Annotated in this window: 17 protein-coding genes; 9 read left to right on the plus strand and 8 right to left on the minus strand. The window is 70.4% G+C overall.

Translation table 11 applies throughout. The features are described from left to right. The 5 genes from ACFVW6_RS28865 to ACFVW6_RS28885 are packed head-to-tail and all read right to left on the minus strand — an operon-like array spanning position 1 to position 5464. The gene (locus ACFVW6_RS28865; protein WP_378830177.1) at positions 1–1254 is read right to left on the minus strand and encodes a cysteine desulfurase; all 1254 of its coding nucleotides are present in this window, start codon (positions 1252–1254) and stop codon (positions 1–3) included. A 1-nt stretch (position 1255) separates the two neighbouring features. After that, entirely contained in the window at positions 1256–2023 is a 768-nt protein-coding gene (gene sufC, locus ACFVW6_RS28870; protein WP_355281269.1) for a Fe-S cluster assembly ATPase SufC, read from the minus strand. A gap of 35 nt (positions 2024–2058) precedes the next feature. Continuing rightward, positions 2059–3237: a Fe-S cluster assembly protein SufD gene (sufD, locus tag ACFVW6_RS28875; protein WP_355281270.1), complete on the minus strand. Its 1179-nt coding sequence runs from the start codon at positions 3235–3237 to the stop codon at positions 2059–2061. Continuing rightward, positions 3237–4673: a Fe-S cluster assembly protein SufB gene (gene sufB / locus ACFVW6_RS28880; RefSeq protein ID WP_218718234.1), complete on the minus strand. Its 1437-nt coding sequence runs from the start codon at positions 4671–4673 to the stop codon at positions 3237–3239. The genes sufD and sufB overlap by 1 nt, the downstream gene beginning before the upstream one ends. Beyond that, positions 4670–5464, minus strand: a complete 795-nt coding sequence (locus ACFVW6_RS28885) for a helix-turn-helix transcriptional regulator (protein ID WP_378830175.1) — start codon at positions 5462–5464, stop codon at positions 4670–4672. The genes sufB and ACFVW6_RS28885 overlap by 4 nt, the downstream gene beginning before the upstream one ends. Positions 5465–5753: 289 nt before the next feature. Between ACFVW6_RS28885 and ACFVW6_RS28890 the strand changes: the two genes are divergently transcribed. From ACFVW6_RS28890 to ACFVW6_RS28910, 5 genes are all read left to right on the plus strand, one after another. Next, a complete protein-coding gene (locus tag ACFVW6_RS28890) occupies positions 5754–6686 on the plus strand; it encodes a rhomboid family intramembrane serine protease (protein WP_355281272.1) in 933 nt (310 codons plus the stop codon). Positions 6687–6768: 82 nt separating this feature from the next. Then, complete coding sequence (gene mptB / locus ACFVW6_RS28895) at positions 6769–8487, plus strand: polyprenol phosphomannose-dependent alpha 1,6 mannosyltransferase MptB (protein WP_355281273.1); 1719 nt, start codon at positions 6769–6771, stop codon at positions 8485–8487. Next, positions 8484–9416: an ABC transporter ATP-binding protein gene (locus ACFVW6_RS28900; protein ID WP_355281274.1), complete on the plus strand. Its 933-nt coding sequence runs from the start codon at positions 8484–8486 to the stop codon at positions 9414–9416. Before mptB ends, ACFVW6_RS28900 begins: the two co-directional genes overlap by 4 nt. Further along, positions 9413–10195 (plus strand): ABC transporter permease, encoded by a 783-nt coding sequence (locus ACFVW6_RS28905; protein ID WP_355281276.1) that lies wholly within the window; start codon positions 9413–9415, stop codon positions 10193–10195. Before ACFVW6_RS28900 ends, ACFVW6_RS28905 begins: the two co-directional genes overlap by 4 nt. 66 nt (positions 10196–10261) lie before the next feature. Beyond that, positions 10262–11236 carry a heme A synthase gene (locus tag ACFVW6_RS28910; RefSeq protein WP_365006702.1) on the plus strand — a complete coding sequence of 325 codons (975 nt, stop codon included), beginning with the start codon at positions 10262–10264 and terminating at the stop codon, positions 11234–11236. A 63-nt stretch (positions 11237–11299) separates the two neighbouring features. On the opposite strand, the gene ACFVW6_RS28915 is transcribed toward ACFVW6_RS28910, so the two are convergent. After that, a complete protein-coding gene (locus ACFVW6_RS28915) occupies positions 11300–11668 on the minus strand; it encodes a hypothetical protein (RefSeq protein ID WP_378830173.1) in 369 nt (122 codons plus the stop codon). 76 nt (positions 11669–11744) lie between these two features. Here ACFVW6_RS28915 and ACFVW6_RS28920 point away from each other — a divergent pair, with 76 nt between their 5' ends. Next, positions 11745–12710, plus strand: coding sequence for a quinone oxidoreductase family protein (locus tag ACFVW6_RS28920; protein WP_378830172.1), 966 nt, complete (start codon positions 11745–11747; stop codon positions 12708–12710). A 71-nt stretch (positions 12711–12781) separates the two neighbouring features. Here ACFVW6_RS28920 and ACFVW6_RS28925 read toward each other — a convergent pair whose 3' ends face one another. Continuing rightward, a complete protein-coding gene (locus ACFVW6_RS28925; protein WP_378830170.1) occupies positions 12782–13381 on the minus strand; it encodes a TetR/AcrR family transcriptional regulator in 600 nt (199 codons plus the stop codon). Positions 13382–13477: 96 nt separating this feature from the next. Here ACFVW6_RS28925 and ACFVW6_RS28930 point away from each other — a divergent pair, with 96 nt between their 5' ends. After that, positions 13478–14968, plus strand: a complete 1491-nt coding sequence (locus ACFVW6_RS28930; RefSeq protein WP_378830169.1) for an FAD-dependent monooxygenase — start codon at positions 13478–13480, stop codon at positions 14966–14968. Positions 14969–15036: 68 nt separating this feature from the next. Here ACFVW6_RS28930 and ACFVW6_RS28935 read toward each other — a convergent pair whose 3' ends face one another. Further along, a complete protein-coding gene (locus tag ACFVW6_RS28935) occupies positions 15037–16026 on the minus strand; it encodes a heme o synthase (RefSeq protein WP_378830168.1) in 990 nt (329 codons plus the stop codon). Between the two features lie 442 nt (positions 16027–16468). On the opposite strand from ACFVW6_RS28935, the gene tkt reads away from it, so the two are divergent. Then, the gene (gene tkt, locus ACFVW6_RS28940) at positions 16469–18610 is read left to right on the plus strand and encodes a transketolase (protein ID WP_378830166.1); all 2142 of its coding nucleotides are present in this window, start codon (positions 16469–16471) and stop codon (positions 18608–18610) included. Between the two features lie 5 nt (positions 18611–18615). Next, the gene (gene tal / locus ACFVW6_RS28945; protein ID WP_355281289.1) at positions 18616–19752 is read left to right on the plus strand and encodes a transaldolase; all 1137 of its coding nucleotides are present in this window, start codon (positions 18616–18618) and stop codon (positions 19750–19752) included. The last annotated feature ends 4 nt before the right edge of the window (positions 19753–19756 follow it).

Raw genomic sequence — 19756 nt, forward strand, 5'->3', positions numbered from 1 at the left:
TTATGCAACTCCGAAGAAGCTTTGAGCCTTCCGCACGGCCTGCACCAGCGCGTCCACCTCGTCGAGGGTGTTGTAGACGGCGAACGACGCGCGCGCCGTCGCCGCGACACCGAACTTGCGGTGCAGTGGCCAGGCGCAGTGGTGCCCGACCCGGATGGCGACACCCTGGTCGTCGAGGATCTGGCCCACGTCGTGGGCGTGGATGCCGTCGACCACGAACGCCACCGCGCCACCGCGGTCCACGTTCTCGGTCGGCCCGATGATCCGCACGCCCTCGATCCCGCGCAGGCCGTCGAGCGCCGCGCCGGTGAGCGCGTGCTCGTGGGCGGCGATCGCGTCCATGCCGAGGTCTTCCAGGTAGCGGACCGCGGCGGCCAGCCCGACGACCTGCGAGGTCATCGGCGTGCCCGCCTCGAAGCGCTGCGGCGGCGGCGCGTAGGTGGTCTGCTCCATGGTGACGGTCTCGATCATCGACCCACCGGTGATGTACGGCGGGGTCTCCTCGAGCAGCGACCGCCGGCCGTACAGTCCGCCCACGCCCATCGGGCCGAGCATCTTGTGGCCGGAGAACGCGGCGAAGTCCACGCCGAGCTCACGGAAGTTCACCGCCATGTGCGGCACCGACTGGCAGGCGTCGAGCACGACGAGCGCGCCGACGTCCTTGGCCCGGCGCACCAATTCGGCCACCGGGGCGACCGCGCCGGTCACATTGGACTGGTGGGTGAACGCGAGCACCTTGGTCGCGGGCGACAGTTCGAGCGAATCCAGGTCGATCCGGCCGTCGTCGGTGATGCCGTACCACTTGAGCGTGGCACCGGTGCGGCGCGCGAGTTCCTGCCACGGAACGAGATTCGCGTGGTGCTCGAGTTCGGTGATCACGATCTCGTCGCCGGGACCCACCTTGTGGGGGAACCGGTCGTCGCCGAAAGCGTTGGCCACCAGGTTCAGCGACTCGGTCGCGTTCTTGGTGAACACGATCTCCCCGGCGTCGGCGCCGACGAAACGGGCGATGGCGACGCGGGCGTCCTCGTAGGAGTCGGTCGCCTCCTCCGCCAGCTGGTGCGCGCCGCGGTGCACGGCCGAGTTACGGGTGAGCAGGAAGTCGCGCTCGGCGTCCAGCACCTGCAGCGGACGCTGCGAGGTCGCCCCGGAATCCAGGTACACCAACGGTTTCCCGTCCCGAACCGTACGGTTCAGGATCGGGAAGTCGGCCCGGATCCGGGCCACGTCGAGGGCCGGCACCGTCGCGGTCATCTCAGGCTCCAGCGGTCGCGGAGGTGAAGCGCACGTAGCCGTTCGCGTCGAGTTCCTCGGCCAGCTCGGAGCCACCCTCGGCGACGATCTTGCCGTTGACGAACACGTGCACGAAGTCGGGCTGGATGTAGCGCAGGATGCGGGTGTAGTGCGTGATCAGCAGCACGCCGCCGTTCTCGCGCTCCTTGTAGCGGTTGACGCCCTCGGAGACGATGCGCAGCGCGTCGACGTCGAGGCCGGAGTCGGTCTCGTCGAGGATCGCGATCTTCGGCTTGAGCAGACCCAGCTGCAGGACCTCGTGGCGCTTCTTCTCGCCACCGGAGAAGCCCTCGTTCACGCTGCGGTCGGCGAAGGCGGCGTCGATCTCGAGCTCCTTCATCGACTCCTTCACCTCCTTGACCCAGGTGCGCAGCTTGGGGGCCTCGCCACGCACGGCGGTGGCGGCGGTGCGCAGGAAGTTCGACATCGAGACACCGGGGACCTCGACCGGGTACTGCATGGCCAGGAACAGGCCGGCGCGAGCGCGCTCGTCGACCGACATCTCCAGCACGTCCTCACCGTCGAGGGTGATGGTGCCCTGGGTGACGGTGTACTTCGGGTGACCCGCGATCACGTAGGACAGCGTCGACTTGCCCGAGCCGTTGGGGCCCATGATGGCGTGCGTCTCGCCGGAGCGCACGGTCAGGTTCACACCGTTGAGGATCTTCTTGGACTCACCCTCGGGGGTGGTGATCTCGGCGTGCAGGTCCTTGATTTCCAAGGTGGTCATCGAATTCGAATTCCTTCGTGGGAGGTAAGAGTGGGTCAGATACCGACAGTGGCGAGCTCGGCCTCGATGGCCGCCTCCAGCCGCTCCCGGACCTCGGGGACCGCGATCTTCTGGATGATCTCGTGGAAGAAGCCGCGCACCACCAGGCGGCGGGCGACGTCCTCCGGAATGCCGCGAGCGCGCAGGTAGAACAGCTGCTCGTCGTCGAAACGGCCGGTGGCACTGGCGTGTCCGGCACCGGCGATCTCGCCGGTCTCGATCTCCAGGTTCGGCACCGAGTCGGCGCGCGCGCCGTCGGTGAGCACCAGGTTGCGGTTGGCCTCGTAGGTGTCGGTGCCCTCGGCGGCCGCGCGGATCAGCACGTCGCCGACCCACACGGTGCGGGCATCGCCCTTGGCCGAGGCCGGATCACCCTGCAGCGCACCCTTGTACAGCACGTTGGACTTGCAGTTGGGCTCGGAGTGATCGACCAGCAGCCGCTGCTCGAAGTGCTCACCCGCGTCGGCGAAGTACAGGCCGAACAGCTCGGCCTCGCCGCCGGGACCGGCGTAGCGCACGGTGCCGGTGAGCCGGACCAGGTCGCCGCCGAGGGTGGCCGCGAAGTGGCGCACGGTGGCGTCGCGACCCAGCTTCAGGTGATGCGCGGTGGCGTGCACGGCGTCTTCGTTCCATTCCTGGACGGCGACGACGGTCAGCTTGGCGCTGTCACCGAGCACGAATTCGACGTTCTCGGCGTAGGTTCCGCTGCCCCGCTGGTCCAGGACCACGGTGGCGACGGCGAAGTTGTCCAGGCGGATCTGCAGGTGACCGTAGGCGGTCTTGCCCTCGCCCGGACCGGTGACGGTCACGGTGACCGGCTCGGCCACTTCGGTTTCCGCGCCGATCGACACCACGGTCGCCGACTCGAAGCCCGAGTAGGCCTGGGCGGCGACGCGGTCGGCGGGGGTACCGGCCTGGCCGAGGCGGGCGTCGGTGCGGTCGACGGTCTCGACCGTGACCCCGGCGACCGGGGTGACCTCGACCGTGGCCTGTCCGTCGCGCACCGCGGTGCCGTCGTGCAGGCCGCGCAGCCGGCGCAGCGGGGTGAACCGCCACGCCTCGTCACGGCCCGACGGCACCTCGAACTGGTCCACGTCGAACGAGGTGAAGACCTCGCCCTTGTTGACCGCGGCGCCCGCGCCCGGATTCTGGGTCGGCGTCTCGAGCGACGACATCAGCCAACGGCCCCTTCCATCTGCAGCTCGATGAGCCGGTTCAGTTCCAACGCGTATTCCATCGGCAGTTCCTTGGCGATGGGCTCGACGAAGCCGCGCACCACCATCGCCATCGCCTCGTCCTCGGTCAGACCGCGGCTCATCAGGTAGAACAGCTGGTCCTCGGAGACCTTGGAGACGGTCGCCTCGTGGCCCATGGTCACGTCGTCCTCGCGGATGTCGACGTAGGGGTAGGTATCGGACCGGCTGATCGTGTCGACCAGCAGCGCGTCACACTTCACGGTCGACTTGGAACCGTGGGCGCCCTTGTTGATCTGGACCAGGCCGCGGTACGACGCGCGACCACCGCCACGCGCCACCGACTTCGACACGATGGTCGAGGAGGTGTGCGGGGCCAGGTGCAGCATCTTGGCACCGGTGTCCTGGTGCTGGCCGACACCGGCGAACGCGACCGAGAGCACCTCGCCGTGGGCGTGCTCGCCGGTCATCCAGACCGCCGGGTACTTCATGGTGACCTTGGAGCCGATGTTGCCGTCGACCCACTCCATGGTGGCGCCCGCCTCGGCCTTGGCCCGCTTGGTGACCAGGTTGTAGACGTTGTTGGACCAGTTCTGGATGGTCGTGTAGCGGCAGCGGCCGCCCTTCTTCACGATGATCTCGACGACCGCGGAGTGCAGCGAGTCGGACTTGTAGATCGGGGCGGTGCACCCCTCGACGTAGTGGACGTAGGCGTCCTCGTCGACGATGATCAGCGTCCGCTCGAACTGGCCCATGTTCTCGGTGTTGATCCGGAAGTAGGCCTGCAGCGGGATGTCGACGTGCACGCCCGGCGGCACGTAGATGAACGAGCCACCCGACCACACGGCGGTGTTGAGCGCGGAGAACTTGTTGTCACCGGCGGGGATCACCGAGCCGAAGTACTCCTGGAAGATCTCCGGGTGCTCCTTGAGCGCGGTGTCGGTGTCGAGGAAGATGACGCCCTGCTTCTCCAGGTCCTCGCGGATGGAGTGGTAGACGACCTCGGACTCGTACTGCGCGGCGACACCGGAGACCAGCCGCTGCTTCTCCGCCTCGGGGATGCCCAGCTTGTCATAGGTGTTCTTGATGTCCTCGGGCAGGTCTTCCCAGCTCTCGGCCTGCTTCTCCGACGAACGCACGAAGTACTTGATGTTGTCGAAGTCGATGCCGTCGAGGTTGGAGCCCCAGTTCGGCATGGGCTTGCGATCGAAGATGCGCAGCGCCTTGAGGCGGATGTCGAGCATCCACTCCGGCTCGCTCTTCTTGGCCGAGATGTCGCGAACGACAGCCTCCGACAGGCCGCGTTGCGCACTGGCACCGGCCACATCCGAATCGGCCCAGCCGTAACCGTAGTTGCCCAGCGAGGCGATGGTCTCGTCCTGGGTCAGCGGTTGCACCTGGTCGGTGGTCGTCGTCATTCGGCACTCCTTCCGGAGTCGTTCGTTCGTCCCGCCGCGGGCTGTGCGGCGGATGGGGTGGAAGCTGTTTTCGGGAGCGCGACCAGCGGTACGTGGGTGGTGCAGGCGCAATCGCCGTTGGCGATGGTCGCAAGTCGCTGAACGTGGGTGCCGAGCAGGTCCCGGAAAGCGTCCAGTTCGGCGTCGCACAGCTGCGGGAACTCCTCGGCCACGTGGGCCACCGGGCAGTGGTGCTGGCAGATCTGCACACCGGCGCCGACCTGGCGGGTGGTGGCGGCGAAACCGGCGTCGGCGAACGCTTCCGCGATCTCCTCGACCTTGGCCTCGATGACGGGCGCCGTGTGCTCGGCGACCGGCTCGATGCCGTCGACGATGACCCGAACCCGCTTGCGCGCGAACTCGGCGATGGCCGCCTCGCCGCCGATCTCGCCGAGCTGGCGGATCGCCGCGCCGGCCAGATCGTCGTAGGCGTGGCCGAGATTGCCCCGCCCCGCCGCCGTCAGCTGGTACTGCTTGGCCGGGCGGCCGCGGCCCTTCTGCTGCCACGGCGCCGACCGGCTCGCCCGCGCCTGGCCGGCGTCGATGAGCGCGTCCAGATGCCTGCGCACGCCCGCGGGCGCGAGCCCGAGCGCGGCGCCGATCGCGGTCGCGGTGATCGGGCCGTCCTCGAGCAGCAACTGGACGATCGCCGCCCTGGTGTGCCCTTCGTGCGCGGTCGCCGCTGGACCGGCGGACGACCGGGCGCCGGTCGTCTTACGACCGGTCCCGTCCACGTCTGTCCGCAAACCCACGGTTTTCACAACACCAGTGTGGCGGAATTACTTCCCTAAATCTAATAAGGGTCCCCTGACAAAGGGTGCCCTGACCTGCGACGAAGATCGCCGGACACCGCGACCGCCCGGCAAAACCCCAGGTGCGGACGCCACGGCCGCGCCGGCGGCCGCCGCCGGGGTGACCCATCGCACACGACCGAGGGCCGCCGTCCGGCCCGCGGAATTACGCAACACCGGTGTTGCGGCCCGGCGGGCGTCGCCGCGCGGTCGGCCCGCCCCGGCCCACCGGCCGTGGCACGATGACGAGGTGTCCAACCCGCCCGCACCGACGTGTGTCCGCCATCCCGACCGCCCCACCGGCCTCGCGTGCACCCGGTGCGGCAGGCCCGCCTGCCCCGAGTGCCTGCGGCCCGCCGCCGTCGGCCAGCACTGCGTGGATTGCGTGCGCCAGGGTCAGAGCGAGGTGCGCCAGGTGCGCACCGTCGGCGGCGCGACCGCGGGCGCGGCCGCCGTTCCGTACGTGACCTACGCGTTGATCGCGGTCAACGTCCTGGTCTATCTCGTCACGGCCGCCCAGGCGGGCAGCGCGATGGACAACTACCGCGGCTCGGCGCTGTTCCGGGAGTTCGTGCTGGTCCCGCTGCTGGTCGCCGACGGCGAGTGGTGGCGGCTGATCGGCTCGGGCTTCCTGCACTACGGCGCGATCCACCTGCTGGTCAACATGTTCGCGCTCTACGTCGTCGGCCGGGATCTGGAGCGAGTGCTCGGCCGGGTGCGGTTCGCGTGCGTGTACCTGATCTCGCTGCTCGGCGGTTCCGCCGCGGTGATGGCCCTGTCCGACACCGTCGTCGCCACCGCGGGCGCGTCCGGCGCGGTGTACGGCCTGTTCGGCGCGGTCACCGTGACACTGATCCGGCTGCGGCAGAGCCCGACGCCGATGCTGGTCGTCATCGGCGTCAACGTGCTGATCAGCTTCTCGCTGCCCGGCATCTCGCTGTGGGGCCACCTCGGCGGGCTGGCCGCGGGCACGCTCGCGGCGCTGGGCATCCTGTTCGTCCCGGAATGGCTGTCGGCCCGCACGCCCGAGGCCGCGCGCCGGATCGGCTGGGCGTCGCTGGGCGCGGTCGCGGTGGCGTGCCTGGCCGTCATCGTCGGGGCCACGCTGATGGTGCGCGCCGACATCCCGGGCCCACCGCCCCAGGTGTCGGCCCCCACCGCCGTGGCGCCGCAACCGCGCTAGCCGCCGTGATCGGCGCTGGTGGGCGACGCGGCACCGACCGGAGCACCACCGGTCGCGGCGCGCCGCACTAGGCTCGCTCTCCGTGGCGGTACTGGAGGGCGCGGCGCGCAAGACACTGGCGTTCGGGAGGCGAGCTCTCGGGCTCGACGTGCCGACCCCTGATCACACCGTCGCGGTGCTGCACCGCGACGAGAACGAGGTTCCCGGCCTCGACCGGCGCGAGCGCGCGCAGCTGGACCGCATCCGGCTGATGGGCGCGACCGGCGCGGTCCTGATGGCGATCGCGGCGCTGGGCATCGGCGCGCAGCCGGTCCACCAGAACCCCGTCTCGGGCATGCGGGTCCTCGGCATCTTCGCCAGGGCGCACACCGGTTCGCTGGCGATGTGCATGTTCGGCACCGTGCTGGTGATCGGCGCGTGGCTGCTGCTCGGCCGGTTCGCGGTCGGCGGTCTGGCCGGGTCGCCGGTGCACCGGCTGACCCGGTCGCAGCTGGACCGCACGCTGCTGCTGTGGATCATCCCGCTCAGCGTGGCACCGCCGATGTTCAGCAACGACGTCTATTCCTATCTGGCGCAGAGCGAGATCGCCGCGCGCGGCATCGACCCGTATCTGGAGGGTCCGGTCGCCGGGCTCGGCATCGACAATGTCCTCACCAACAACGTGCCGACCATCTGGCGCGACACCCCCGCGCCGTACGGCCCGCTGTTCCTCTGGATCGGCCGCGGCATCGCGGAGCTGACCGGGGACAACATCATCGCCGGGGTCTGGGTGCACCGGTTGCTCGCGCTCGCGGGCGTGGCGCTGATCGTGTGGGCGCTGCCGCGGCTGTCGGTGCGCTGCGGTGTCGCGCCGGTGAGCGCGCTGTGGCTCGGCGCGGCCAACCCGCTGGTGCTGTTCCACCTGGTCGGCGGCGTGCACAACGACGCGCTGATGCTCGGCCTGATGCTCGCGGGCGTGGAGCTGATGCTGCGGGCGATCTACGGCAACGGCGGCACCCCCGATCGGCTGAACGGCACCGGTCTCGCGCCGTTCGACGCGCGCGCCTACGGGCTGCTGATCGGTGGCGCGGTGGTGATCACCCTGTCGTCGTCGATCAAGTTCACCTCGATCATCGCGCTCGGCTTCGTCGGGATGGCGCTGGCCCGTCGCTGGGGCGGCGACCTGAAGGCGGTGGTCAAGGCCGCGCTGCTGCTCGGCGTGATCGCCGGGGTGACAACGCTGTTCGTGAGCTCGGTGAGCGGTCTGGGCTTCGGCTGGATCTTCACACTCAACACCGCCAGCGCCGTGCGCAGCTGGATGTCGCTGCCGACCGTCATCGGCATCATCACCGGATTCGGCGGCGTCCTGCTCGGTCTCGGCGACCACACGACCGCGCTGCTGTCGATCACCCGGCCGATCGCGGCGGCGGTCGCGGCCTACATCACCGTGCGCATGCTGGTCGCCACCGGCACCGGCCGGCTGCATCCGGTCGGCGCGCTGGGTGTCGCGCTCGGTGCGATCGTGCTGCTGTTCCCGGTGGTCCAGCCCTGGTACCTGCTGTGGGCGATCGTGCCGCTGGCCGCCTGGGCCACCCAGCCGGTGTTCCGCGTGCCCGCCGTGGCGTTCTCCGCGGTCGTCTCGATGCTGGTGATGCCACGGGGGGCGGAGTTCCAGGTCTTCCAGATCATCGGCGCCGCACTGGCCGCCGCGGTCTGCTTCGCGTTGTTCTTCGCACTCACCCGTCACTCCCTGCCCTGGCGGGCTCAGCCGGGGGTGTCGGCTCCGTCACAGGAGGGCACGGCTTACCGTGTGACATCGTGAGAAGTCGCTCCGGACCCGCTGTTGGCGTCGACGGCGTGGTCAAGCGCTACGGCGAGACCACCGCGGTCGACGGCCTGCGGTTCGAGGTCGAGCAGGCCCAGGTGTTCGCGTTGCTCGGCCCCAACGGCGCGGGCAAGACCACCACGGTGGAGATGTGCGAGGGCTTCGTGCGCCCCGACGCGGGCACGGTCCGCGTCCTCGGCCTCGACCCGATCGCCGATTCCGAGCAGCTGCGCCCCCGCATCGGCGTGATGCTCCAGGGCGGCGGCGCCTATCCGGGTGCGCGGGCCGGCGAGATGCTCGATCTGGTCGCCGCCTACTCGGCCGACCCGATCGATCCCGACTGGCTGCTGTCCACCCTCGGCCTGCAGGACAACCGCCGGACGCCGTATCGCCGCCTGTCCGGCGGCCAGCAGCAGCGGCTCGCGCTGGCCTGCGCGCTGGTCGGCAGGCCGGAGATCGTGTTCCTCGACGAGCCAACCGCCGGGCTGGACGCCCAGGCCCGGCTGATCGTGTGGGAGCTGATCGACGCCCTGCGCCGCGACGGCGTGAGCGTGGTGCTGACCACGCACATGATGGACGAGGCCGAGCAGCTCGCCGACCAGCTGGTGATCATCGATCACGGCGAGATCGTCGCGCAGGGCACGCCCGCCGAGGTCACCGCGCACGGCGCCGCGGGTCAGCTGCGCTTCTGCGCCCCGCCGAAGCTCGATATCGCGCTGCTGAAATCGGCGCTGCCGGAAGGTTTCTCGCCACGGGAGACGACACCGGGCACCTATCTGGTGGAGGGCGAGATCAACCCGCAGGTGCTGGCGACCGTCACCGCCTGGTGCGCCAGGATGGACGTGCTCGCCACCGACATCCGCATCGATCAGCGCCGCCTCGAGGACGTCTTCCTCGAACTGACCGGACGGGACCTGCGCGGATGACCGAGACCACCAGCCGGTTCCTGCCCGGCACCTTCGCTCCCGACCCACGCCCCGCCACCCGGCGGACGATGCTCATCGCGCAGACCGGCCTCGAACTGAAGCTGCTGCTGCGCAACGGCGAACAGCTGCTGCTCACCATGTTCATCCCGATCACCCTGCTGATCGGCCTGACTCTGCTGCCGTTCGGCGAGCTCGGCGAGCACCGGGTGGACAAGGTGGTGCCGATGGTCATGATGACCGCGGTGATGTCGACCGCGTTCACCGGCCAGGCCATCGCCGTCGGCTTCGACCGCCGCTACGGCGCGCTCAAGCGGCTCGGCGCGACCCCGCTGCCCCGCTGGGGCGTGATCGCGGGCAAGTGCGCGGCGGTGCTCATCGTGGTCGTGCTGCAGGCGATCCTGCTCGGCGCGATCGGCGCCGCCCTGGGCTGGCGGCCCGGGATCGGCGGCCTCGCGCTCGGCGCGCTGGTGATCGCCCTCGGTACCGCGACGTTCGCGGCGATGGGCCTGCTGCTGGGCGGGACGCTCAAGGCCGAGGTCGTGCTGGCGCTGGCCAATATCCTCTGGTTCATCATGCTCGGCGTCGCCAGCCTGGTGCTCGTCGGCGACTCGCTGCCCGATGCGCTCACCGTGCTGGTCCGGCTGGTGCCCTCCGGCGCGCTGGCGTTCGCCCTGGAATCGGCGCTGACGGGCGCGGTCGACTGGTTCGCGGTCGCGGTGCTCGCGGTGTGGGGCGTGCTGTGCGGCTGGCTCGCGACCCGCCTGTTCCGGTTCAGCTGAGTGATCAACGACGCACTGTAGTAGCCCTGGTATCGGTCGGGATTTCGCGGCCAGTACCATCGTGACGTGCTGTATCGCGCCTTCGTTGGCCTCGTCGACCGGCTGCCGCTCCCCTCGCTGCGGGTGCAGCGGCTCATCGCGCTCGCGGTGATCCTGAGCCAGGCCGGAATCTCGGTGACCGGCGCCGTCGTGCGCGTCACCGCCTCGGGCCTGGGCTGCCCGACCTGGCCGCAGTGCTTCCCCGGCAGCTTCACCCCGGTGGGTGTCTCGGAGGTGCCGGTCCTGCATCAGACCGTCGAGTTCGGCAACCGGATGCTCACCTTCGCGGTGACGCTGTGCGCCGCGCTGATCGTGCTCGCCGTGGTCCGCGCCCGGCGTCGGCGCGAGGTCCTCGTCTACGCGTGGCTGATGCCCGGTGGCACCGTCGTGCAGGCGATCATCGGCGGGATCACCGTGCGGACCGGCCTGCTGTGGTGGACCGTGGCCGTGCACCTGCTGGCCTCGATGGTGATGGTGTGGCTGGCGGTCGTGCTGTACGCCAAGATCGGCCAGCCCGACGACGGCATCGACACCGTCCAGGTACCCGCTCCCCTGCGCTGGCTCACCGCGCTCAGCGGCGTCGCGCTGGCCGGGGTACTGATCGCGGGCACGCTGGTCACCGCCGCGGGCCCGCACGCGGGCGACAAAAGCATCGACCGGCCGGTGGCCCGGCTCGAGGTCGAGATCGTCACGCTGGTGCACCTGCACTCGCAGCTGCTGGTCGGCTACCTGGCGCTACTGATCGGCCTGGCCTTCGGCCTGTTCGCCGTCGGCATCACCCCCGCGATCCGCGTCCGCCTGTACGTGCTGCTCGGGCTGGTGCTGTCGCAGTCGCTCGTCGGCATCGTCCAGTACTTCACCGACGTCCCCGCCGCGCTGGTCGCCATCCATGTCGGTGGCGCCGCCGCGTGCACGGCGGCCACCGCCGCGCTCTGGGCCTCGCTGCGGGTCCGCGAGCAGGTGTGCGTGCCGGCGCCGGTGTCGTCGGCCGCCGCGCACTGACCTTCCGCAACGACGACAGCCCGCGATCCGAGGATCGCGGGCTGTCGGGCGTTCGGGCCGGGATCAGGCGCCGGCGAAGAGCTTCCAGTTGCGCGCCTTCGGGAACTTGGTCTGGTGGGCGACCCAGCCAGCCATCTTCTTCCAGTGCGACTTGGTCGGCGTCACGACGGAGACCAGCTCGCGGTTCCACTCGTCGGCCTCGGTGAGCCCGTCGACCCGCTCGACCAGGGCCTTCGCGGTCGCCAGGTCGGCCACCACGCGGTCGCCGAGGATGCCGTCGGCACCGACCAGCGTGATGCGCACACCCTGCTCGCCGATGTACTGCAGCACGGCCGTGCCCGAACCGCCGTGCTCGGCGACGAACTTGGCGACGGACTTCTCGACCTCGGCAGGCACCTTCACGGCGACGGGGGCGGCGGTGGTAGCACTCATGGGCCAGAGTTTACCGGCCGGTAGTCGCGAGTCCACCCCCGAGTGGCGTCGAACACGGGGTGTACAAAGGAGACTCATGCGCGCCATTCAGGTTTCCGAGCACGGTGGTCCCGAGGTCCTGCGGTACGTCGAGGTGGCCGATCCGCAGATCGGACCCGGTCAGCTGCTGGTCGATACCCAGGGTGTCGGCGTCAACTACATCGATATCTACTTCCGCACCGGCCAGTACCCGCAGGCGACTCCGTACATTCCGGGCTCCGAGGGCACCGGTGTCGTCGCGGCGGTCGGCGCCGAGGTCACCGAGTTCGCCGTGGGCGACCGGGTCGCCTGGGCGGCGGCGCCGGGCAGCTACGCGGACAGGGTCGCCGTGGACGCGGCGGTGGCGGTGCGGGTGCCCGATGCCGTCGACCCGGTCGTGGCGGCCGCCGCCCTGCTCCAGGGCATGACCGCGCACTACCTGATCGAATCGGTCTTCCGGCCCGAGCCGGGCGACCCGGTGCTGATCCACGCGGGCGCGGGCGGCGTCGGCCTGCTGCTCACCCAGATGGCCGCCGCCAAGGGCGCGCGGGTGATCACCACCGTCTCCACCGACGACAAGGAGAAGCTGTCCCGCGAGGCGGGCGCGGCGGAGGTCCTGCGCTACGGCGACGACCTGGCCGCGCGGGTCCGCGAGCTCACCGACGGCGAGGGTGTCGCGGTGGTCTACGACGGTGTCGGCGCGAGCACGTTCGAAGCGAGCCTGGCCGCGCTGCGCGTCCGCGGCACCCTCGCCCTGTTCGGCGCCGCCAGCGGCGCGGTTCCGCCGTTCGATCCGCAGCGTCTCAACCCCGCCGGATCGCTCTGGCTGACCCGCCCGTCGCTGGGCGCCTACACCCGCACCCGCACCGAATTCCTGTGGCGCGCGACGGATGTCTTCGACGCCATCGCGGCGGGCACGCTGACCTTCCGGATCGGCGCGACCTACCCGCTCGCCGACGCGGCCCAGGCCCACCGGGATCTCGCCGCGCGCAAGACCACCGGCTCCCTCGTCCTGCTGCCCTAGGGACGCCGGCTCACCTCGGGCTCCCGGCGGATCCGTGGCCACTGCCGGATCCGGCGGGGCGGGCCGCGAGGTCAGTAGTCACGACCGGTGAGCCCGCGATAGACGAAGCGCGTGATCGACTCGATCGCCTCCTCGTCGCCGATCGCCACCGAGCCGTCCGCCACCATCCGCAGCATCCCGTCGACCGCCGCGAACATCATCGCCAGACTGGCGTCCACGGTCCCCGGCAGCCGGAGCCCGCGCTCGGGGAAGTCGGCGATATGGTCGGCGATGTCGGCACGCTGCGCCGCCCCGAATCCCGCGATGACGCGGGCGAATTCGGGGCTCACCTGCGCCGCCTGCTCGATGGCCCGCAGCACCGCGGCGTGCTCGCGCGCGAAGGTCCAGTAGCCGCGCACGTGATAACGGATCGCCGCCGGATCGGTGAAGTCCCCGTTGTGCTCGGGATCGGCCGCGCGCTCATCGCCCGCCGCCGCGATATCGGCCAGCAGCGCCTGCAGCAGTTCCTCTTTGCTCGCGAAGTGGTTGTAGAACGACCCGGCCGCCCGGCCCGCGGTGGCGGTGATGTCGGTGATCTTCGCGTTGAGGTAGCCGTGTTCGGCGAACACCTGCCGGGCCGCGTCCTTGAGCGCCTGCTCGGTCTCCGCGGATTTCTCGCGCCTGCCTGCCATCCGAGGCCACCTCCTTGACAAGCACCGTACCAACGCTGAAACTGAATTCATATTCACTGAATACGGATTCAGTTCTTGTCGCAGGAGGCAGTTCGCATGACCGACCAGGTACTCGTCGCCGGTGCGGGCCCGACCGGGCTCACCCTCGCCATCGATCTCGCGCGGCGCGGCGTCGCCGTCCGGGTCGTCGACCGGGCGGCGTCGGCCTTCCAGGGCTCGCGCGGTGACGGCATCCAGCCGCGCACGCTCGAGGTGTTCGACGATCTCGGCGTCCTCGACGCGGTGCTGGCCGCCGGGCGCGACCTCCCGGTCATGCGCGCCTACTTCGGGGGCGAGTTCGCCGGTGAGCGGCGGATGGCCGAGCCGGTCGCGCCGACCCCCGATGTGCCGTACCCGAACGCGTGGGTGCTCGGCCAGTCCGACACCGAGGCGATCCTGCGGGACCGGCTGGCCGAGCTGGGTGGGCAGGTCGAATTCGGTACGGCGCTGGTCGAATTCACGCAGGACGCCACCGGCGTGACGGTGATCCTGGAACGCGACGGCCGCCGGGAGACAGTGCGTACGCGCTATCTGGTGGGGGCCGACGGCGGGGCGAGCACGGTCCGCAAGCGCCTGGGTATCGCGTTCGAGGGCAGCACCGACGACTCGATCAGGATGCTGCTCGGCGATGTCCGCGTCGACGCCCTCGACCACGAGTTCGGCTACTGGTTCGCCGCGGCGGCCGATCAGCCGATGACCGGATTCGCCCTGTCACCGCTGCCCGGCGGGCGCCGCTTCCAGTTCGCCGCCCCGCTCTCGCAGGACCAGACCGCCGACCTGGCCACCCTCCAGGAACTCGCCGACCGGCACGCGCCCGCGCTGGAGCTCGAGCTGACGGACCTGTCCTGGGTCACGGTGTGGCGCCCCAACATTCGCCTCGCCGCGCGGTTCCGCGACGGCCGGGTGCTGCTCGCGGGCGACGCCGCCCACGTCCACCCGCCGACCGGCGGCCAGGGCCTCAATACCGGCGTCCAGGACGCCTACAACCTCGGCTGGAAGCTGGCCGCGGCCCTCGCTGGCGACCCGGCCCCGCTCGACACCTACGAACCGGAACGCCGCACCGTCGCCGCCCAGGTCCTCGGCCTGAGCACCGCGCTCCTCGACAAGCTCGTCGACGGCGACGCGGACGCGATGCGCCGTGGCCCCGAGACCCGTCAGCTCGGCATCTCCTACCGCTCCCCCGCCGAGCGGGGTCCGCTCGTCGCGGGCGACCGCGCGCCGGACGCCCCGCTCGTGGACGCCGCCGGTCGTCGCGTCCGGCTCTTCGACCTCTTCCGCGGCCCGCACGCCACCCTGCTGCGTTTCGCGCCGACGCCGTCGCGGAGGACACCCGACACCGATCGCCCGCTGTCCGGCCGCCCGCCGAAGGACGCGTCCGTCGGCGATCCCACGATCCACACGGTCGAGATCCGCCGCGCCGACGACCCGCACCACCCCGCGGCCACCACCCTGGTCGACACCGACGGACACGCCTTCACCGCCTACGCGGCCACCCCCGGTACCCAGATCCTGATCCGCCCGGACGGCCATCTCGCCCGTCGTTGGTGAGCGGAACCGCCGCCGGACACAACGGCGGCCGGGCAAGTGTCTGCCCGGCCGCCGTTCGTGCGCGGGATCTACAGCCCGATGAAGGAGCCCACCGTGTTCCAGCCGAGCACCGAGTCCACGGCCAGCCCGCAGAACACCACGGCCAGGTAGTTGTTCGACTGCAGGAACAGCCGCAGCGGCTTCACCGACTCACCGCGCCGCACCCCGGCGTAGAGCTGGTGGGCCATCAGCAGGAACCAGGCGCCCGCGACCAGCGCGACCGCGGTGTAGATGACACCGGTCGCCGGGACAAGGGCGAGCGTGGCCAGCACGGTCAGCCAGGTGTAGATGACGATCTGCTTGGTGACGACCTGCTCGGTCGCGACCACCGGCAGCATCGGCACGCCGGCCGCGCGGTAGTCCTCCTTGTAGCGCATGGCCAGCGCCCAGGTGTGCGGCGGCGTCCAGAAGAAGATGACGGCGAACAGCACGATCGCGGGCCAGCCGATGGTGCCGGTGACCGCGGACCAGCCGACCAGGGCGGGCATGCAGCCCGCGGCGCCGCCCCAGACCACGTTCTGCGAGGTCCGGCGCTTGAGGCCCTTGGTGTAGACGAAGACGTAGAACAGGATCGTCGCGACGACCAGCACGCCGCTGAGCAGGTTGGCCTGCCACCACAGCCACGCGAACGAGATCGCGCCGAGCGCGACACCGAAGACGAGCGCGTGCCTGGTCGGCACGGCATCGCGGGCCAGCGGGCGCCGCGCGGTCCGCTTCATCACCTTGTCGATGTCGGCGTCGGCGACACAGTTGAGGGTGTTGGCGCTGGCCGCGCCCATCCAGCCACCGAACAGGGTGACCAGGATCAGCCGGATGTCGACGGTGCCGCGATCGGCGAGCAGCATGGTCGGGATGGTGGCGACCAGCAACAGCTCGATGACGCGCGGCTTGGTGAGCGCGATGTAGGCGAGCGGCTTGCGCAGTACCCTGGACACCAGGCCGTCGCCGGAGAGGCGATCGGCGAGCGCCGTCGAGGAATTGTGCGCACCGCTACTACCCGGCTGGGGATCGATCCGCACTGTTTCTCCTCGCACGCTGTGCTTCGCATCCGGCATTGGAACGAGCAGCGCGCGGCTGCGGCGCGGCCACTACTACAGACGATGGTAGACCCACGCCGATGCCGCTCCGCGCCAGGCCCCTGCCACCGTGGGCGCGGTCACCGCGCCGCTCGCGGCCCTCGCCCGGCCGCACGCGGTGGTGAACCGGCATCGACATGCAGGTGAACGGCACCGCGGACACGCCACCGTCCGGCGCGCCGATCGATGCCGCCCACACCGGGAGACGACGCCCGGGTCGGCACTAGACTCACAACCAGGGTTCGCGCCGGTCCCACCGAGCACCACCACTAGGGTATGGATGTACATCGGTACGCACCCCCGGCCGCGTGCGATCCGCATCAGACACCCATCGCCGCTGCCATGTATCGCCGTCGACGAAACCTAGGTCAGGAGAACCACGGTCGTGTCAGTCACAGACGACATTCGCGCCCTCACTCAGCGGAACTACCCCAGCGACTGGACGGACCTCGACACCAAGGCCGTCGATACCGCCCGCGTGCTCGCCGCCGACGCCGTGCAGAAGGCGGGCAACGGGCACCCCGGCACCGCGATGAGTCTCGCGCCCGTCGCCTACACCCTCTTCCAGCGCACCATGCGCCACGACCCGGCGGAGCCGCGCTGGGTCGGCCGCGACCGGTTCGTGCTCTCCTGTGGGCATTCCAGCCTCACCCTGTACGTGCAGCTGTACCTGGCCGGTTTCGGCCTGGAGCTGACCGACCTCGAGGACCTGCGCCAGTGGGGCTCGCTGACCCCGGGCCACCCCGAGTTCCGCCACACCGACGGCGTCGAGATCACCACCGGCCCGCTGGGCCAGGGTCTGGCCTCCGCGGTCGGCATGGCGATGGCCGCCCGCCGTGAGCGCGGCCTGTTCGATCCCGAGGCCGCACCGGGCACCAGCCCGTTCGACCACTTCATCTACACCATCGCCTCCGACGGCGACCTGCAGGAGGGCGTCACCGCCGAGGCCTCCTCGATCGCGGGCACCCAGCAGCTGGGCAACCTCGTGGTGATCTACGACGACAACGAGATCTCCATCGAGGACGACACCGACATCGCCTTCACCGAGGACGTCGCCAAGCGCTACGAGGCCTACGGCTGGCACGTGCAGATCGTCGAGGGCGGCGAGGACGTCGTGGCGATCGAGGCGGCCATCGCGGCGGCCAAGGCCGAGACCGGCAAGCCGTCGATCATCATCCTGCGCACCATCATCGGCTTCCCCGCGCCGAACAAGATGAACACCGGCGGCGTGCACGGCGCGGCGCTGGGCGCCGACGAGGTCGCCGCGGTGAAGAAGGCGCTGGGCTTCGACCCGGAGAAGTCCTTCGACGTCGACCCGGCCGTCATCGAGCACACCCGCGGGGCGCTCGGCCGCGGTGCCGAGGCGAAGGCGAAGTGGCAGCAGGGTTTCGACGCGTGGGCCGAGGCCAACCCGTCGAACAAGGCGCTGTTCGACCGCCTGCAGACCCGCACCCTGCCCAAGGGCTGGGTCGAGGCGCTGCCGGCCTTCGAGACCGATCCCAAGGGCATGGCCACCCGCAAGGCGTCGGGCAAGTTCCTGGCCGCGGTCGCCGACGAGCTGCCGGAGCTGTGGGGCGGTTCGGCCGACCTGGCCGAGTCCAACAACACCACGATGCCCAACCAGCCGAGCTTCGGCCCGGAGTCGATCTCCACCGGCATGTGGAAGGCGCAGCCCTACGGCCGCACCCTGCACTTCGGCATCCGTGAGCACGCGATGGGCTCGATCCTCAACGGCATCGCGCTGCACGGCCCGACCCGTCCGTACGGCGGCACCTTCCTGGTGTTCTCCGACTACATGCGTCCGGCCGTGCGCCTGGCCGCGCTGATGCGGGTGCCCGCCATCTACGTCTGGACCCACGACTCCATCGGTCTCGGCGAGGACGGCCCGACCCACCAGCCGATCGAGCACCTGGCCGCGCTGCGCGCGATCCCCGGCCTCAACGTGGTCCGCCCCGGCGACGCCAACGAGACCGTGCACGCCTGGCGCACCATCCTCGAGCGCGACTCCGACGAGCACACCTCGCACTTCCACACCTACGACGCCCCGCACCAGGACGGCCCGTCCGCGCTGGCGCTGACCCGCCAGGACATCCCGACGCTCGAGGGCACCAGCTACGAGGGTGTCAAGAAGGGTGGCTACATCCTGGCCGAGGCCTCCACCGGCACTCCGCAGGTCATCCTCATCGGCACCGGTTCCGAGCTCCAGCTCGCCGTCGCCGCGCGCACTACGCTGGAGGAGCAGGGCATCGGGACCCGCGTGGTCTCGATGCCGTGCGTGGAATGGTTCGACGCGCAGGAGCAGGGCTACCGCGACGAGGTGCTGCCGCCTTCGGTGCGCGCCCGGGTGGCCGTCGAGGCCGGTATCGCGATGCCGTGGCACCGGTTCGTCGGTGACGCGGGTGAGGTCGTCGGGATCGAGCACTTCGGCGCCTCGGCCAACTTCAAGAAGCTGTACTCCGAGTTCGGTATCACCGCCGATGCCGTCGTCGCCGCCGCGCTGCGTTCGACCGACAAGGTGAAGGGGTAAAACCAATGGCACAGAACGAGAATCTCGCCGCGCTCTCGGCCGCGGGCGTCTCGGTGTGGCTCGACGACCTGTCCCGTGAGCGGATCGAGTCCGGCAATCTCGCCGACCTGATCGCGACCAGGAGCATCGTCGGCGTCACCACGAATCCGAGCATCTTCCAGGCGGCGCTGAGCCAGGGCCACGAGTACGACGGTCAGCTGAAGGAACTCGCGGCCCAGGGCGCCGACGCCGACGCCGCGATCCGCACCATGACCACCGACGACGTGCGCGCCGCCTGCGACGTGCTCGCCCCGGTGTTCGAGGCCAGCAACGGCGTCGACGGCCGGGTGTCGATCGAGGTCGACCCGCGCTTCGCCTTCGACGCGGACAAGACCGTCGCCCAGGCCATCGAGCTGTGGAAGATCGTCGACCGCAAGAACCTGTTCATCAAGATCCCGGCCACCGAGGCGGGCCTGCCCGCCATCACCTCGGTGATCGGCGAGGGCATCAGCGTCAACGTGACGCTGATCTTCTCGGTGCCGCGCTACCGCGCGGTGATGGGCGCCTACCTCGACGGGCTGCGCAACGCCAAGATCGGCGGCCACGACCTGGCCAAGATCCATTCCGTCGCTTCGTTCTTCGTCTCCCGCGTGGACACCGAGATCGACAAGCGGCTGGAGGCGATCGGCACCCCCGAGGCGCTCGCGCTGCGCGGCAAGGCCGGCGTCGCGAACGCCCGGCTCGCCTACGCCGAGTACCAGGACGTGTTCGACGGTGGGGCGCACACCTCCACCTACAACCACCTGGCCGCGCAGGGCGCCAACCGGCAGCGGCCGCTGTGGGCCTCGACCGGCGTGAAGAACCCGGACTACCCGGACACGCTCTACGTCACCGAGCTCGTCGGCCCGAACACCGTGAACACGTTGCCGGAGAAGACGTTGCAGGCCTTCGCCGATCACGGCGAGGTGCGCGGCGACACGCTCAGCGGGCTTGGTGTCGAGGCCGCGCAGGTCTTCGCCGACCTGAGCGCGGTCGGCATCGACCTCGACGACGTGTTCGACCTGCTCGAGCGCGAGGGCGTCGACAAGTTCGAACAGGCGTGGAACGAACTGCTGGAAGCCACCACCGGCGAACTGAACTCCGCGGCGGCGGGGGGCAACTGACCCG

This window comes from Nocardia sp. NPDC058244, assembly GCF_042882065.1.
Classification (GTDB): domain Bacteria; phylum Actinomycetota; class Actinomycetes; order Mycobacteriales; family Mycobacteriaceae; genus Nocardia.